The 15285-nt window shown below is 72.4% G+C and carries 10 protein-coding genes and 1 pseudogene; all 11 read right to left on the reverse strand.

Translation table 11 applies throughout. The features are described 5' to 3' along the window. Positions 1-3: 3 nt before the first annotated feature. Positions 4-1353: a DUF4910 domain-containing protein gene (locus ACU6P3_RS26425; protein WP_447194397.1), complete on the reverse strand. Its 1350-nt coding sequence runs from the start codon at positions 1351-1353 to the stop codon at positions 4-6. Continuing rightward, positions 1341-2366: an NAD-dependent epimerase/dehydratase family protein gene (locus tag ACU6P3_RS26430; RefSeq protein WP_447194398.1), complete on the reverse strand. Its 1026-nt coding sequence runs from the start codon at positions 2364-2366 to the stop codon at positions 1341-1343. Before ACU6P3_RS26430 ends, ACU6P3_RS26425 begins: the two co-directional genes overlap by 13 nt. A gap of 3 nt (positions 2367-2369) precedes the next feature. Further along, the gene (locus ACU6P3_RS26435; RefSeq protein WP_447194399.1) at positions 2370-3017 is read right to left on the reverse strand and encodes a PIG-L deacetylase family protein; all 648 of its coding nucleotides are present in this window, start codon (positions 3015-3017) and stop codon (positions 2370-2372) included. Continuing rightward, the gene (locus ACU6P3_RS26440) at positions 3014-3820 is read right to left on the reverse strand and encodes a glycosyltransferase family protein (RefSeq protein WP_447194400.1); all 807 of its coding nucleotides are present in this window, start codon (positions 3818-3820) and stop codon (positions 3014-3016) included. Before ACU6P3_RS26440 ends, ACU6P3_RS26435 begins: the two co-directional genes overlap by 4 nt. A gap of 13 nt (positions 3821-3833) precedes the next feature. Beyond that, entirely contained in the window at positions 3834-5069 is a 1236-nt protein-coding gene (locus ACU6P3_RS26445; RefSeq protein WP_447194401.1) for a class I SAM-dependent methyltransferase, read from the reverse strand. Then, entirely contained in the window at positions 5066-6277 is a 1212-nt protein-coding gene (locus ACU6P3_RS26450; RefSeq protein ID WP_447194402.1) for a glycosyltransferase, read from the reverse strand. Before ACU6P3_RS26450 ends, ACU6P3_RS26445 begins: the two co-directional genes overlap by 4 nt. 8 nt (positions 6278-6285) lie before the next feature. Further along, positions 6286-7596: an O-antigen ligase family protein gene (locus tag ACU6P3_RS26455; protein ID WP_447194403.1), complete on the reverse strand. Its 1311-nt coding sequence runs from the start codon at positions 7594-7596 to the stop codon at positions 6286-6288. A gap of 1 nt (position 7597) precedes the next feature. After that, positions 7598-9115 carry a right-handed parallel beta-helix repeat-containing protein gene (locus ACU6P3_RS26460; protein ID WP_447194404.1) on the reverse strand — a complete coding sequence of 506 codons (1518 nt, stop codon included), beginning with the start codon at positions 9113-9115 and terminating at the stop codon, positions 7598-7600. Beyond that, complete coding sequence (locus ACU6P3_RS26465; protein ID WP_447194405.1) at positions 9112-11106, reverse strand: heparinase II/III family protein; 1995 nt, start codon at positions 11104-11106, stop codon at positions 9112-9114. Before ACU6P3_RS26465 ends, ACU6P3_RS26460 begins: the two co-directional genes overlap by 4 nt. Continuing rightward, positions 11103-13319 (reverse strand): bi-domain-containing oxidoreductase, encoded by a 2217-nt coding sequence (locus tag ACU6P3_RS26470; RefSeq protein ID WP_447194406.1) that lies wholly within the window; start codon positions 13317-13319, stop codon positions 11103-11105. Before ACU6P3_RS26470 ends, ACU6P3_RS26465 begins: the two co-directional genes overlap by 4 nt. 31 nt (positions 13320-13350) lie before the next feature. Beyond that, positions 13351-15283 (reverse strand): annotated as a pseudogene (gene asnB, locus ACU6P3_RS26475) (asparagine synthase (glutamine-hydrolyzing)); the annotation flags it as partial. Between the last annotated feature and the right edge of the window lie 2 nt (positions 15284-15285).

Below are 15285 nucleotides of genomic sequence, written 5' to 3' on the forward strand. Positions count from 1 at the left end.
GCGTCATGCCTTGATCAGCCCGGCAGCGACCAGGGCGTCCGCCGCGGCGGCGACGGCGTCGAACGGCAGCCCGGACCGCTCGGCGACGTCCAGCAGGCCGTGCTCGCCGTCGGAGAGGCTGAGCACCCAGAGCAGGGCCATCTGGGCCTGCTTGGTGTCGCTGCGGCCGCCGAGCGCGTCGTACAACCCCCGTCGGCCCAGCTGCGGTTCGCCGTAGGGGCTGAGGTTGACGTACCGCCGGTTGCGGTCGAGGACGGCGAACGCCTCGCGGCAGACGGAGAGGGTGTCCGCCATCGCCTCCGGGGAGACGAGGTCCAGGTTGTCCGCCGAGGTGTGATATTCGGGGTAACCGGCGTACGGGGTCCGGCTGAGCGAGCCCACGCCGAGATCGAACCCGGGCGAGCAGAACTGCCGCTCGTCGTAGCCGTACGGAGTGAACTCGGTGACGCGGTGCGGGCGTTCGGACGCGGCCAGCACGTGCCGCATCACCCGGTCGATCTCCGCGTCGCCGCGCCTGCTCTGCTTGTACGTCAGCTGCCCCGGGTCGCCGGCGCAGGCCAGCACCAGGCCGTGCTCGACCTTTCCCCGAGCTCTCGTCTCTTCCCCCGGCCTTCGGCCGGGAGACGCCCCCGGCGCGGGAGACACCCCGTTCACCCGATCCGCGTTGCGGGCCAGCCAGGTGATCGCCCCGATGGTGCCCGGCGCGAAAATGAACCGGTAGGTGTAGTACGGGGCCCGCTCCGCCAGCGCCCGGGCCAGGAACGTCGCCACCGCGATGCCGGCCAGGTTGTCGTTGGCCAGCGACGGGTGGCAGACGTGGCAGGAGACGATCACCTCGTCGGCGACCTGCCCGGGGACCACGTGCTCGGCGTAGGTGAGGTGGCCGTCGGCGAGGGTGGAGTCGATGCACACCTCGTACTCGCCGTCCGGCAGCGCGTCCAGGGTCTCCTGGGCCAGGCAGAACCCCCATTCCGGCTTGTAGTAGCTGGTGCGGTACGGCACCCAGGACGGGTGGTCCGGCAGTGTGTGCAGGTGTTCGCGCAGCTCGGCCAGCGGCATGGTCGCCGACACCGGCACGCTGTAGCCGAGCACGTGCAGACTGGACGCGGCGAAGTCGACGACCCGGTGGCCGGCGGCGTCGGCGATGTACGCGTCCCGGATGTTCCACTCCTGCGGGACCGTCCAGTCGAGCACCTGTGTGCCGGTCGGCACCTCGTGCACGCGCAGTGGGACGTACTCGCCGACGATCTCCAGGGTGGCGCGCACACCGTCGCCGGTGATGCTCCGGCACAGCGGGTACAGCCGCTCCACCAGCGCGTGCATCTCCTCGCCGACCTCGGTCACCGGCGCCACCGGAGGGTGTCGTCGACGGCGCCGGCCCCGGACGCCGCGCGCAGCACGGCGAGCCGGGTGAAGCGTCGCTCGAAGTCCTCGCGGGTCAGGCCGAACTTACGGTACGCCTCGGCGAGTTCGAGCGCGCCACGCTTCACCGTCCACTCGCAGTCGAAGCCGGGTATCGCGGCGCGGAACCGGGAGAAGTCCACCCGGTACGACCGCGGATCGGCCCCGGTCTCCCCGGTGACCACCACCTCCGCGCCGGGCACCGCCTCGGCGACCTGCTCGGCGATCTCCGCGACCGTGACGTTGTTGGTCTCGCTGCCGATGTTGAACGCCCGGTCGTGCACCGCTTCGCGCGGCGCGGTCAGCGCTGCCGTGAACGCCCGTGCGATGTCGGCGGCGTGCACCAGCGGGCGCCAGGGGGTGCCGTCGGAGAGCACCAGGACCTCGCCGGACAGCAGCGCGTGACCCACCAGGTTGTTCAGCACGATGTCGGCGCGCAGCCGGGGCGAGTAGCCGAACGCGGTGGCGTTGCGCATGTACACCGGGCTGAAGTCGCCGTCGGCCAGCGCGTGCAGGTCGTCCTCCACCCGCACCTTGGACTCCGCGTACGGCGTCACCGGGCGCAGCGGCGCGTCCTCCGTCACGAGGCCGTCGCCGCCGGCGGCGCCGTAGACGGAGCAGGTCGACGCGTACAGGAAGCGCCGCACTCCGGCGTCGCGGGCCAGTCGGGCCAGGCGTACGGACGCGTGGTGGTTGATGTCGTAGGTGAGTTCCGGGGCCAGCGATCCCAGCGGGTCGTTGGACAGGGCGGCCAGATGGATCACGGCGTCCACCCCGGCCACGTGGTCGGCCGTGATGTCACGCAGGTCCACCGGCGGTCCCGGAGGGTCCGCGGGCGCCGGGCCGAGGACGCAGTCGGCGAACAGGCCGGAGTCGAGTCCGACGACATCGTGTCCGGCGGCCGTGAGGACCGGGGCCATCACGGTGCCCAGGTAGCCCTGGTGCCCGGTGAGCAGTACGCGCAAGGTTCATTCCCCCAGGTCGAGAGTGAGTTTGGTGACGGCGAACGCCTCGGCGTAGCGCGCGTGGCATTCGATGCCGCGGATCCGCGCCAGACCGAGGAAGGCCTCCCGGTCGTACCAGGGCCGGTGCCGCTGCGAGGGGTAGTGCTCCTGCAGCAGCCGCGCCTTCTGTTCGGCGATCTCGGGCGACAGCGGCTGGTACGCCGCCGGACGGCCGAGATCGCCGTCCCACTTGACGATCTCGTAGCCGAGCACCAGGTGGTCGCGGAACGCGGTGGGTATCAGTCGCGCCAGGCCGCGGTGATCCTGGTGCGCGTCATCGGTGCGCGGCGCCAGCACGAGATCCGGCTCCGTCCGCGCACGCAGCTCCTCGACTGCGGCCTTGGCCTCGTCCCAGTGCGTGGGCAGCCGGCCGTCCGGCAGCTTGAGCACGGTCGGCCGCAGGTCGGCGCCCGGGCAGAAGGCGGTGAGCGCGGCCCGCTCCTCCTGCTCGCGCTCACCGCCGCCGCCGGAGAGCACCAGCGCGTCGACACGGACACCCGGCCGCGCCAGGCACAGCGTCAGCAGCGTGCCGCCGGCGCCGATGGCGATGTCGTCGCAGTGCGCGCCCACCGCGACGATCCGGTCCAGGGGCCCGGCACCGAGGCGGATCACGCGCTCGCCCCGGCGGTCGCCCCCGCGCCGTCCCGTTCCCACACGGCCCACGGGCGGTCGCCCCGGGCGTAGGCGGCGTCGAGCGCGGCCCGCTCCTTCACGGTGTCGGTCGGCTTCCAGAAGCCGCGGTGCTGATGCGCCACCAGCCGCCCCCGCTTGGCCAGTTGGGCGCAGCCGTCGGCGACCAGGTCCCCGTTCTCCGGTATGTGGTCGAATACTTCCTGGCGGAGCACGAAGTATCCGCCGTTCTCCCACAGCGGCAGGTCGCTCACCGCGGTGATGCCGCCCACCAGGCCGTCCTCGCCCAGGTCCACGCAGTGGAACGAGGACTGCGGCGGCACGACCATCATCGACGCGCCGGCGTCGCGCCGGGCGAACCGGTCGATCATCTCGTCCAGCGGGGCGTCGGTGAGCACGTCGGCGTAGTTGGCGAGGAACATCTCGTCGCCGTCCAGGTGGTGCCGCACCCGGCGCAGCCGCTCCCCGATCGGTGACTCGATGCCGGTCTGCGCGAACGTGATCGTCCAGTCCGAGATGTCCGCGGACAGCAGCTCGGTCCGCCCGCCGCGCAGCACGAAGTCGTTGGACGTCGTCTCCTCGTAGTTGAGGAAGAAGTCCTTGATGTGGTGCGCCCCGTAGCCGAGGCACAGGATGAACTCCCGGTGCCCGAAGTGCGCGTAGTAGCGCATCACGTGCCAGATCAGCGGTCGCGGTCCGACCATCGCCATCGGCTTGGGCATGTCGTCCGCGGCACCGCTCCGCATCCGCATCCCGTAGCCGCCGCAGAACAGAACGACCTTCATGCTGTGACCTCTTTCACGACGCGACCTCGACAATGCTCAGTTCCGGAATGGGAAAGACCAGCCGGCCGCCCCAGTCGTGGATGAAGGACAGTTGCTCGACCAGCTCGGCCCGCAGGTTCCACGGGAGGACGAGGACGTAGTCCGGCCGGTCGGCGGCTATCCGCTCGGGCGGCAGGATCGGGATGCGGGTGCCCGGGGTGAACCTGCCGTGCTTGTACGGGTTGCGGTCGACGGTGTACGGGAGCAGGTCGGGCCGGATGCCGCAGTGGTTGAGCAGGGTGTTGCCCTTGCCCGGGGCGCCGTAGCCGACGACCGTCTCGCCGCGGTCGGCCGCCTCGATGAGGAACCGCAGCAGGTCCCGGCGCACCGTGGCCACCCGGGCGGAGAACTCGCTGTACCCCGACAGTTCCAGCAGTCCGGCGGCCTTCTCCCGGGCCAGTACGTCGGCCACACGGTGGCCGGGCTCGCCGGCCGCCTCGGCGGGCCGGGCCCACAGCCGGACGGAACCGCCGTGCGTGGGCAGCGACTCGACGTCCACGAGCGCGAGTCCGCCGCTCTCGAGCGCCCGGATGGCGGACGCGACCGTGTAGTACTGGAAGTGCTCGTGGTAGATCGTGTCGTACTGGTTCTCCTCGATCAGGGTCAGCAGGTGCTGCACCTCGATGGAGACCCAGCCGTCGTCGGCGACCAGGGCACGCAGTCCCTGGGTGAACCCGACCACGTCGGGGATGTGCGCGTACACGTTGTTGGCCACGACCAGGTCCGCCGGGCCGTGCTCGGCGCGGACGCGCGAGCCGGTCTCCGGGGACAGGAACTCCGTGAGCGTGGGCACCCCCGCCTCCCGCGCCGCGGCGCCGACGTTCACCGACGGCTCGATGCCGAGGCAGCGGATCCCCCGGTCCACCATGTGCCTCAGCAGGTACCCGTCGTTGCTCGCGACCTCGACCACGAAGGCGTCGGGGCCGAGAGAGAGGCGCTGTACGGCGCCGGCGACGAACGTGCGCGCGTGCTCCACCCAGGAGGTGGAGTAGGAGGAGAAGTACGCGTACTGCGTGAACGTCTCCTCCGGCGTGATCAGCGGAGGTATCTGGGCCAGCCAGCAGTCGGTGCAGACCCGCAGGTGCAGCGGGTACGCGGGCTCCGGCTGATCCAGTTGGTCCGCGGTGAGAAAGCTCTCGCACGGTGGCGTCGCCCCGAGATCGACGACGCTCGCCAGCGTCGCCGAGCCGCAGAGTCGGCATCGTGTCATCTACTGCCCCCCATTGATTCCGTCCGACCCGCGATCGCGGAGCGGTACTCGTCCTCCAGGCGCTCCAGGCCGACGGCCGGGCTGAAGTACTGCTCGTAGCGGCGCCGGGCCGCCTCGCCCATCTCCCGGTTGCGGGCCCGCTCGGCCACGATCCGGCGCACGCGGGACGCGAGCGAGGCGGGCTCGCCCGGCCGGTGCAGCAGCCCGGTCACCCCGTCCTCGACGAGTTCCACGAAGGCGCCGTGACCGGCGGCGACGGCCGGGACCCCCGCCGCCATCGCCTCGGCGACCACCAGGCCGAACGTCTCCCGGGCCATGGAAGGAGCCACCACGGCGACCGACCGCGCGACGGCCCGCCGGCACTGGGCCGGGTCGTACAGGCCGACGTACCGCACGTCGTCCCGGCCCGCCGCCCAGGCGGTCACCTCGCCCTCCAGCGGCCCCGCGCCGGCGAGCACGAGCGGTACGCCCACACCGCCGTCCGCCGCGATCTCGTCCCACGCGGCCATGAGCAGCCGCACTCCTTTGGCCTCCGCGAGCCGGCCGAGGAAGAGCAGGTGTTCGCCGGCGCCCGCTCGGCGGGTGCCGGGCTCCGGCACGAAGTTGTGCTTCACCACCAGCCGGTCGGCCGGCATGCCGGACCGCGCCAGGATGTCGCGCTGCGCCGCGGAGATGCAGAAGAACCGCTCCACGCCGGACCACCACCGCCGCCGGTTGACCGTCAGGCCGACGGCGAGCGGCACCGTCGCGAGGCGGGAGTTCCGGTAGCAGCCGTGCCGGACGGCGGGCAGCGCCGCCGCCGACCCGACGCACTCGGTGCACGACCGGCCGTCCCGGTGCAGCGTGCCGGGCGGACAGACCTGGGTGTAGTTGTGCAGCGTGGCGACGACGGGTACGCCGACGTCGGCGCAGGCGGCGAGGACCGCCGGCGACAGCAGCGGGAAGACGTTGTGGACGTGCACCACGTCCGGCCGCTCGGCGCGCAGCCGCGCGGTGAGCTCCGTACGGACCGCCGGGTTCCACGGCACCAGGAGCGGCACCGCGGCCTTGCCCCACAGGGACCGGGCGGCGATGTCGTCGCTGCGCCGCTCGAACACCTCGACCCGGTGGCCGGCCGCGCGCAGCAGCCCCACTTCCTGGTCGACAACCCTGTTCTCCCCGCTCGGCTGCGCCGAGGAGTAGCGGTTGTGCGCCACGAGAACGTGCATGCTCAAGGTCACCTCCGGGCCCATAGCGGGATACGTCGTCGAGGAACCGCCGCCGTTGTGAGGGGCGTGGCCGTCGGCCGTGGCGTGGCCGCGGCGGGTGCCGCGAGCAGCGAGGCGGCCAGGGCCAGATGCAGCAGATACGGCGAGGCGTCACCGAGGCCGGCCTCGGTGTACGACGAGATCCCGACGTAGCTGATCAGGAAGATCGCGCAGGCCCGTGCCGGGGAGGGGGGCCGCAGCAACGCGACGCCGCCCAGCACGAGGATGAACGCCGCCACGAGGGCGACGCCGATGAGACCCTGCTCGTTGTAGACGGCCAGCCAGCTGTTGTCGATCGGCAGCCCGCCGAACGACTTGTCGCCCAGGCCGACGCCGAACACCTGCTCCGAGCTCGTCCGGGGCGCTGCCAGCAGGGCGTCCCAGACCTTGGCCCGGCCGGTGAGGCTGGACAGGTTCTCCTGGCTCTGTCCGCGCAGGAACCACGCCTGCAGCGCGGAGCTGAACACCACCGCGGCCACCGTGGCGCACAGCACCGCCCAGGCGAAGAACCGGCGGGCGGCGGCGCTGGCCAGCATGAGCGAGCCGATCGCCAGCACCAACCCGATGAGCAGGCCGAGCGTGGCCGTCCGGGTATGGGTCAGCGCGAGCAGGACGAGTGACGGCACGATGATCACCGCCGCGCCGGCCCCGGTGGTGCGGCGGCCCAGCAGGAGCAGCACGGTGAGCCCGATGATCACCGCGGAGTACTGTCCGATCTGCGGCGGGGTGAGCGGCCACAACGCGCCGACGAGGCGGCCGCCGTAGTACTCGGGCAGGGCCGTGCCCGGTGAGACGACCAGCCCGGCGGCCACCAGCCCGAGCACCGCGAAGTACATCCGGATGTGGTACCGGACGAACGTCAGGCTGCCGTCCCACCAGCGGCTGAGCAGCCACAGCGTGCCGACGAAGAGAGCCAGCCGGGCGCAGCGGAACAGCGCGCCGAACCCGACTTCCAGGTTCGCGCTGGAGATCACGCTCGGCACCAGCAGCAGGGTGAGCAGGAACACGAAGGCGCTGGACCGGACGCGCAGCCGGAGATTGACGGCGAGCGCCAGCGCGAACGCGGCGCCCAGCGCGCCCATGGTCACCATCTGGATGAGGGAGCGGGGCAGCGGGACGATGGTCTTCGCCCCGGCGGAGCCGAGCGTGTTGAGGGCCAGCAATCCCCAGACGATCCCGACGGTCTTCGGTGTGCCGGCGGGGCGCGGTTCGGCGCCCGGCGGCGCGCCCGCCGTATCGGCTCCGCCCGGCGGCCCGCCGCGCGCCAGGTACCCGCTCATCTCAATCACCGGCCCGTGACCGGAAGGTGCTGCCCGCGTCCTGCTGGTACGGCGTGCCCTGCCACTGCGCGAAGTCGAGCGTCCGGTCCGTGTCGGTGGCGACGAAGCTCCATGGTCCGGCGTAGACGTTGTCGTACCAGCGGTTGCGCTGCTTCAGCGTGATCGCCTCGGCCACCCGCTTGCCCTTGTACGGCGACCAGTCCGGATAGGTGCCGTAGTTGGCGAGGACCGCCATGCGGCCGCACTCCTCGTCGCAACGGACGACGGACGTGTCCAGCAGGAAGCGGTTGTCGTGGATGTCCACCCGCTGGGTCCGCCACCGGCAGTCGGCGTAGAGCGGCGCGGTGGCGATCGCCGGACGGGCGCAGCGGTCGGTGTCCCGCACCAGCAACGTGCAGTAACCGGTGGAGGTGTTGGCCGGGCTGTTGCAGAACCGGTCGGCGTTCTCCCACAGGGTGATCCCGGACCAGTTGTCCTCCAGCAGGTTCCCGTAGATCTCGATCTTGTCCGTACGGGCCCGGACCCGTGGTTCGCCGCCGGACTCGGACACGTAGAGGGTCGCGTACGGGAAGGTGTCGCCGCGGTCGGCGTACGTGCGGCCCTCGACCCAGTTGTTCCGCCGGATCGTGTTGTTCCGGATGACCGCGTTGTAGCTGGTCTCGTACATCAGCGCGGCACCGTCGTTGGCCTCGAGCAGGTTGCCCTCGATACGGAAGTCGTTGTTGTTGTTGTCCGCCCACAACCCGGCCCCGCGGTTGTCGTGCACCCAGTTGCCGCGGATGTCGGCGCCGTCGACGGCCCAGAACTTGACGCCTCCCGTGCAGCCGCAGCCCGGCTTCCGCCGCTCCCAGTCGTCGGTGTTGTTGCCCACGATCTCGTTGCCCTCGACCACCAGGCCCCTGATGGAGTCGCCGGCCTTGTAGGCGTTCATTCCGTACTGCCCGTTGCCGCGCAGGCAGCTGGCGCGGACCCGCTGGCGGGCACCGGCCATCAGCCCTGCGCCGGAGTTGTACTGGATCCTCGCGTGCTCGATCACCCACCCGTCGGCCATGTCGTGGTTGACCACGCCCTCGTTGTTCGGCGCGACGAAGCGCTGCACGGTCAGGTGGCGGATGGTGACGTCGCGGGCGGTGCCGCTGAACGCGTAGTTGTTGGTCCTCCCGCCGTCGAGCACCGCGCCCGGCGCGCCGAGGTAGCGGTTCCCCTCCTTGGCGATGACCTGGGCGTAGCGCTCCGGTTCGAGCCTGTGCTTGCCCGGTCGGAGCCAGAACGTGGTGCCCGGTGGGCTGCTCCTGGTCTTCTCGGCCAGGTCGCCGACCACCGCGGGGTCGACCGTCACCGCGTCCGCCGGCGCCTCCGTCGGCCCGGCCGGGGGCTCGGCGCACACCCGGGCCACGGACGTGGCCGACGCGGCGGTCGGCGCGGGCCGCGCGTCCGGCGGGCTCTCACAGCCGGTCGCCGCCAGCAGGGTCAGTGCCAGCGGTGCCGCCGGAAGCACCCGGCGCAGCCACTTCGTCACGTATCCTCCCTCCCCTGGTCGCGGAACCCGAGCACGGTGGTGAACCCCTCCGCGCCGTCGGCGAATCCGGTGCCGACCAGCGTGGTGGCGGGTTCCTTGCGGCCGAAGCCGGCGGAGTACCAGCCCAGCGGAGGGTCGCTCTCGCCGCGATGCGCTCGCCAGCTCAGCTGCCCGGGCAGGTCGAGCACCGCGGAGCGGTCCTCGCCGTCCCGGGTCCAGGTGAGCTCCGCCCGGTCGCCCGCCAGGTTCGCGGCGATCGCCGGGCCGAGGTGGAACGCCAGCCGCACGGCCCGGCGCGGGCCGCGCACCTCGTCGACCACCCGCAATTCCTTGCTCGCGGCGATCAGCTCCACCCGGCGGCGGTGCACGGAGGGCCGGTAACCGTCGTGCTCGGCACACCAGCGGACAACGCCCCTGTCGGAGGCGCCGGACGCGTCCACGGCCAGGACGCGGCTGCGGGCGTGCCGGGTCCACAGGAACGGACCGCCGGAGACGGACTGGTCACCGCCGTCCAGCCGCAGGGTGTTGTGGCCCAGGGTCGACCGGAAGTACTGCCGCCACTCGGGCTGCCCGTGGTAGCAGAACGTCCCCGGGTCGGCGAGCACGTCGACCCCGTCGTGCCGGACCTCCACGGACAGCGCGTCCGCGTGGGCGTGCGCGGCGATGGACAGGAAGCCGTGCGGACCACCGTCGCAGCGGCACCAGATCTCCGCGGGACCGCGCAGGATGGTCAGCCCCGCGTCGGCGAAATGGGCCGGCCGGCTCCGAGGGCGGGACACGGCCGGTGCCGCCTCGCTCTTCGAGTACGGCCGGATGAGCGCGGCGAGCAGCGGGGTGCGCACATCGGTGCCGGTCACCTCCGGCCACCAGGAGAGCCGGCCGAACACGGCGTCCCCCGTGGCGAGGAGCGAGGCCCAGCGGTCGGTGCCCGCGCCGTCGACGACCAGACCGTGCCCGTCGTCCGCGTCGCCCTGGCGCGGCGGCCGTAACCGGTTGTCCACGACGGCCGCGAGCGCGTCGGTCATCCGCAGCAGGACCAGCCGGACCGACGCGGGGACCGGCACGCCGGCTCCGTCCGCCTCGGCCACCGCGGCCAGGCCGAGCTCGAGGACAAGTCCGTGGTACTCGGTGGCCAGCTCGCGGTTGAGGCCGGAGCGAAAGGTGTTGCCGCGCAGATGGAGCTCCAGCGACCTCAGCGCGTCGGCTCGCCAGCGCGCCGAGGAGGGGAACCACCCGAACGCGCAGGCCGCGGCGAACTGCCCGGCGGCCTCGGCGATGACGTGGTTGTTCGCCGACGACCCCCGGCTGGGGAAGGCGGCAAGCCACCGCTGGTGGTGCCAGATCTGGTTCAGCGCCACCGGGTCGCCCTCGAAAAGACCGGCCGCGCCCGGCCAGCCGTCGAGCAGCCGGCGGATCCACACCCAGGAGAGGAGCCGGATGCCCAACTCGATGCCGCTGGTCCAGTGCACGCCGCGCAGCGGTGGGTTGGCCGCCCACCACGACCGCAGGTGCTCGGCGACCCGCTCGGCGTACCGCTCGTTCCCGGTGACCGCGTACGCGGCGGCGAGCACGGTGAGGTACTGATGCCGGGACAGCTCCCAGATCTGCTTGATGTCCCCGACCGCGTCCTCGTTCCGGTACGGCACGTCGAAGGCGTAGCCCGACGGAGCCCGGCGCCCGGTCCTCGGGTCGCGCCACCAGTCCGGGTCGGTCAGGTCGTCGCGGACCACCCCGAAATACTCGGCGTGCCCGTGCATCAGCCGGTCCGCCTCGGTGATGAGGCGTTTCGCGGCGTCCGGGGGCACGGCGGCGATCGTCCCGGCGGGCAGTGCCGCGGTGAAACGGGCGCCGGTCACCGCCGGGCACGCGGGCGGCGCCGACCGCCACCGCCGCCTGCGCACCGCGTCGCCCACCCGGCCGCCGACCTCCCGCGGTCCCATCCGGGACAGCCGCCGCAGGTACCAGCCCGGACTCCCCGGGTTCACCGTCATCGCGCCCTCGCCAACGTCACCGGCGCGCCGCCGGCCAGGCCGGCCCGGACGGCGAGGGTGGCCGACGTGGTGGCGACCAGCGACTCCAGCGGCACCGGCATCGGCCCGCCGGTCCGCACGGCCTTGACGAACGCGGCCAGCTCGGCGGACTGGCCCTTGTCCCGGGCCTTGGGCAGCCGCGAACTGACCCACCGCTTGCGGCGGCCGTCGTACACAGCGGCACGGACGAAGTCGTCGAGCCGCAGCACCTTGCCGTCCGCGACGAGGTCCAGCGTCTCCTTGGGGAAGCCGGGCGCGCCGGTGGTGACGTAGCTGATGGTGGCGGTGGACCCGTCCGGGTAGTGCAGCACCACCTGGACGTCACCGCTGCCCTCGTTGCCGGACGCGGCGACCGCGTACACCGAGACCGGGTCGGCGTCGAGCAGCCAGCTCGCCGTGTCGATGAAGTGCCCGCCCTCGCCGGCGAAGCGCGAGCCCTCGGTGCCCTGGTGGAGGTACCAGCTGCCGTGTTGCAGCCGGCCCGCGTTGACGAGGTAGCGCAGGCTCGCCGGACCGGTCCGGACGCCGAACCGCTTCCTGGCCTCCCGCAACAGCGGCGCGAACCGGCGGTTGAAGCCCACCTGCAGCCGGTCGTTGCCGGACTCCTCCACGGCCGTGAGCACGCCGGCCAGCTCGTCCTCGGTGAGGGCCAGTGGCTTCTCCACGAACACCGCTTTGCCGGCCCGTAGTGCTTTCTGGGTCAGTTCGGCGTGCGAGCTGTGCCGGGTGACCACGAACACCGCGTCGATGGAGGTGTCGCCGAGCACGGCGTCGAGATCGGTGGTCGCCTCGGCGAAGCCGAACTTCCGTCGCGCGTTGGCCGCGGACAGCGCCGTCGTGGTGACGACGGCCGACAGCTCGACGCCGTCGCGCTGTGCCAGGTGCGGCAGCAGCATCGAGGTCGCGTAGTTCCCCGCGCCGACGAACGCCAGCCTCACCGGCGCCTTGGCGGACCGGGCAGGGGCGGTCGCTCCGCCGCCGCGCCGTACCGCGGGCACGGTGACCGCCGGGGCCTCCGCCGCTCCTTCCGCCGCCGCTCCGTCCGCCGCGGGTCCCGGGTACCGGAACAGCACGGCCACGGCCTTCAGGCCGCCGTCCTTCAGGCTCCGGTACGTCTCGACGGCGTCGTCGAAGTCGGCGACGTGGGAGACCAAGGGCTCGACGTCGACGCTGCCGCGGGCCAGGAGATCGAGGACGCACGCCAGGTTGCGGCGCTCGGTCCAGCGCACATAGCCGATCGGGTAGTCGCGCCCTTCGAGCTCGTACTCCCGGTCGTAGCGCCCGGGGCCGTAACTGCGGGAGAACCGGACGTCGAGCTCCTTCTCGTAGTACGCGTTCCACGGCAGGTCCAGGCGGGTCTTGCCGATGTCGACGACCCGGCCGCGGTCCCGGCAGAGCCGGGCGGCCAGCTCGACGGGCTGGTTGCTGTCGCCGCCGGCGGCCAGGTACACCTGGTCCACGCCGTGACCGCCGGTGAGTTCGGCGACGGCGGCCTCCACGGCCGCGGCCGCGGGATCGCCGCAGGCCGCGGCGCCCAGCCGCTCGGCGAGCTCGCAGCGTGTCGGGTCGGGGTCGACGCCGAGGACGCGGACCCCCGACGCGGTGAGGAGCTGCACGACCAGCTGCCCGATCAGGCCGAGGCCGATGACCAGCGCCACGTCACCGAGTTGTGGCTCGCCGCGCCGGACGCCCTGCAACGCGATCGACCCGACGGTGCCGAAGGCCGCGTGGCGCGGCGCGAGACCGTCCGGCACCCGGGCGTAGAGGTTCTTCGGCACCCAGTTCAGCTCGGCGTGCAACGCGTGCTCGTTGCCGGCGCAGGCCACGAGGTCGCCGACCGCCACATCGTCGATGCCGGTGCCGACCTGCTCGACCACCCCGCACAACGAGTAGCCCAGCGGTGTGTAGGAGTCCAGCTTGCCCATCACCTTGCGGTAGGTGGCGGGCACCCCGTTGGTGGCCACGCTCTGCATGACCTTGGCCACCTGGTCGGGACGGGAGCGGGCCTTGCCCAGCATCGACATGCCGGCCTCGGACACCTTCATGAGCTCGGTCCCGGTGGATATCAGCGAGTAGGCGCTGCGGACCAGCACACCGCCCGGCTTGCACCCCGGCACCGGCACGTCGAGGACCGCCAGCTCGCCGCTCTTGTAGTTCTGCACAACCTGTTTCACCCAAGTCCCCTTGTTTCTGAGCCGTCTTCCATGCCGCCGGGCGAGTGCTCCGGCCGGACTCCGGAGGTCGCGTCGCGGTACCAGTACTCGAGGGTCAGCACATGCCACAGATGCTTGGAGAAGTCCCGCTGCCCGGCGGCGTCCTCGGCGACCATGCGCGCCAGCGCGTCGCGGCGCAGCAGCCCGGAGCTGACGAGCACGCCGTCGTGCACCACCTCGCGGACCAGCGGTGCCAGATCCCGGCTCATCCAGGCGCGCAGCGGCGCGCTGAACAGGCCCTTGGGCCGGTAGACGATCTCCCGGGGCAGGATCGAGGTGGCCGCCTCCTTGAGGACGGCCTTGCCCTGCCGCCCGGCGATCTTGCGTTCGCCGGGCACGGCGAACGCCGCCTCGACCACCTCGACGTCCACGTACGGCACGCGCACCTCGGTCGACGCGGCCATGCTCGACCGGTCGGTGTACGCGAGGTTCAGGCCCGGCAGGAACATCCGGGCGTCGGCCAGGCACATGCGGTTGACGAAGTCGTCGAGGTCGTTGTCCTGGTAGACGTCCGCGTGCTCGGTCAGCACGTCCGTGACCGTCCCGGCCAGGTCCGGATCGACCAGGGCCAGCAGCTCGTCCTGGTCGTACATGGTGTAGCTGCGCCGGAACGCGGTCTCCTCCGGCAGGTCGGCGAAGGAGAGGAACCGCTTCGCGAAGCGCACCGAACGGTACCCCCGGCGGGCCGTCGCGACCGGCAGCCGGTCCACAGCCCCGGACACCCCGCGCCGCAGCGGCCGCGGGACGCGCTGGTAGCGCAGCGCGAGCAGGTTGGCCAGGTGCTTGCGGTAACCGGCGAACAGCTCGTCGGCACCCATCCCCGAGAGCATCACCTTGACCCCGGCCTCCCGGGCGGCCGAGCAGATCAGGAACGTGTTGATCGCGGCGGGGTCGCCGATCGGCTCGTCCAGGTGGTACGTCATCCGCGGCAGCAGGTCGAGCACGTTCGGAGCGATCTCGATCTCGTGCAGGTCGACACCGAACCGCTCGGCCACCTGCCGGGCGTAGCGCAGGTCGTCCGGCATCGCCTCGAACTTGGCGTCCTCGGGGCGGAATCCGATCGTGTAGGCGGAGATCCCGGGTCGGTGGCGGGCCGCGAGCGCGGTCAGGTAGCTGGAGTCGAGGCCGCCGGAGAGGAAGGTCGCCACGGGTACGTCGGAGAGCAGGTGGCGCCGGGTCGACTCCTCGACGACGGCGGCCAGGTCCGGCTGATCGCCGGTCCGGGCCCGCTCCCGGCCCTCGGCGGCGACGTCCCGGAGGTTCCAGTAGGTGCCGCGCTCCACCCGGCCGTCGGGCCGGCACCTGAGCCAGCTCCCCGGCGGCAGCTTCTCCGCCTCGCGGAACGCGCAGCGCGAGTCCGGCACCCAGTAGTACAGCAGCGAGGCCACCAGCGCCCCGTGGTCCACCTCGAGCGACCCACCGGTCGCGGCGGCGAGCGCCTTGAGCTCGGAGGCGAACACCAGGCCCGCACCGCGCCGGAGCAGGAACAACGGCTTGATGCCGAGCTGGTCGCGGGCGAGCACCAGGTCACCGGTTCGCTCGTCGAAGATCCCGAACGCGAACATGCCGCGCAGCCGGGGCAGACAGCCCGTGCCCCAGCGCCGCCAGGCCTCGAGCACCACCTCGGTGTCGGAGGTCCCGCGGAAGCGCGCCCCGGCGGCCGCCAGCTCGGCACGCAGCTCGGGCGCGTTGTACAGCTCGCCGTTGTACGTCAGGGCGAGGCCGCCCGAGACCATCGGCTGGGCGCCGGTCCCGGACAGGTCGATGATGGCCAGCCGGCGGTGCCCGAGGTGCACCTCTCCGTCACCGGCGGGATGGCTGTACCGGCCCGCCCCGTCCGGACCGCGGTGGGCGAGGGTCTCGGTGAGCCGGTCGGTCACGGCCTTCCCGTCCGGCCACCGGTACGTGCCCGTGATGCCACACATGT

Source organism: Streptomyces hebeiensis, from assembly GCF_052983195.1.

Coding starts and splice junctions, on each gene's coding strand:
- ACU6P3_RS26440 (WP_447194400.1), bottom strand. CDS start 3,820: ATGAAGGTCGTTCTGTTCTGCGGCGGCTACGGGATGCGGATGCGGAGC.
- ACU6P3_RS26445 (WP_447194401.1), bottom strand. CDS start 5,069: ATGACACGATGCCGACTCTGCGGCTCGGCGACGCTGGCGAGCGTCGTC.
- ACU6P3_RS26450 (WP_447194402.1), bottom strand. CDS start 6,277: ATGCACGTTCTCGTGGCGCACAACCGCTACTCCTCGGCGCAGCCGAGC.
- ACU6P3_RS26455 (WP_447194403.1), bottom strand. CDS start 7,596: ATGAGCGGGTACCTGGCGCGCGGCGGGCCGCCGGGCGGAGCCGATACG.
- ACU6P3_RS26465 (WP_447194405.1), bottom strand. CDS start 11,106: ATGACGGTGAACCCGGGGAGTCCGGGCTGGTACCTGCGGCGGCTGTCC.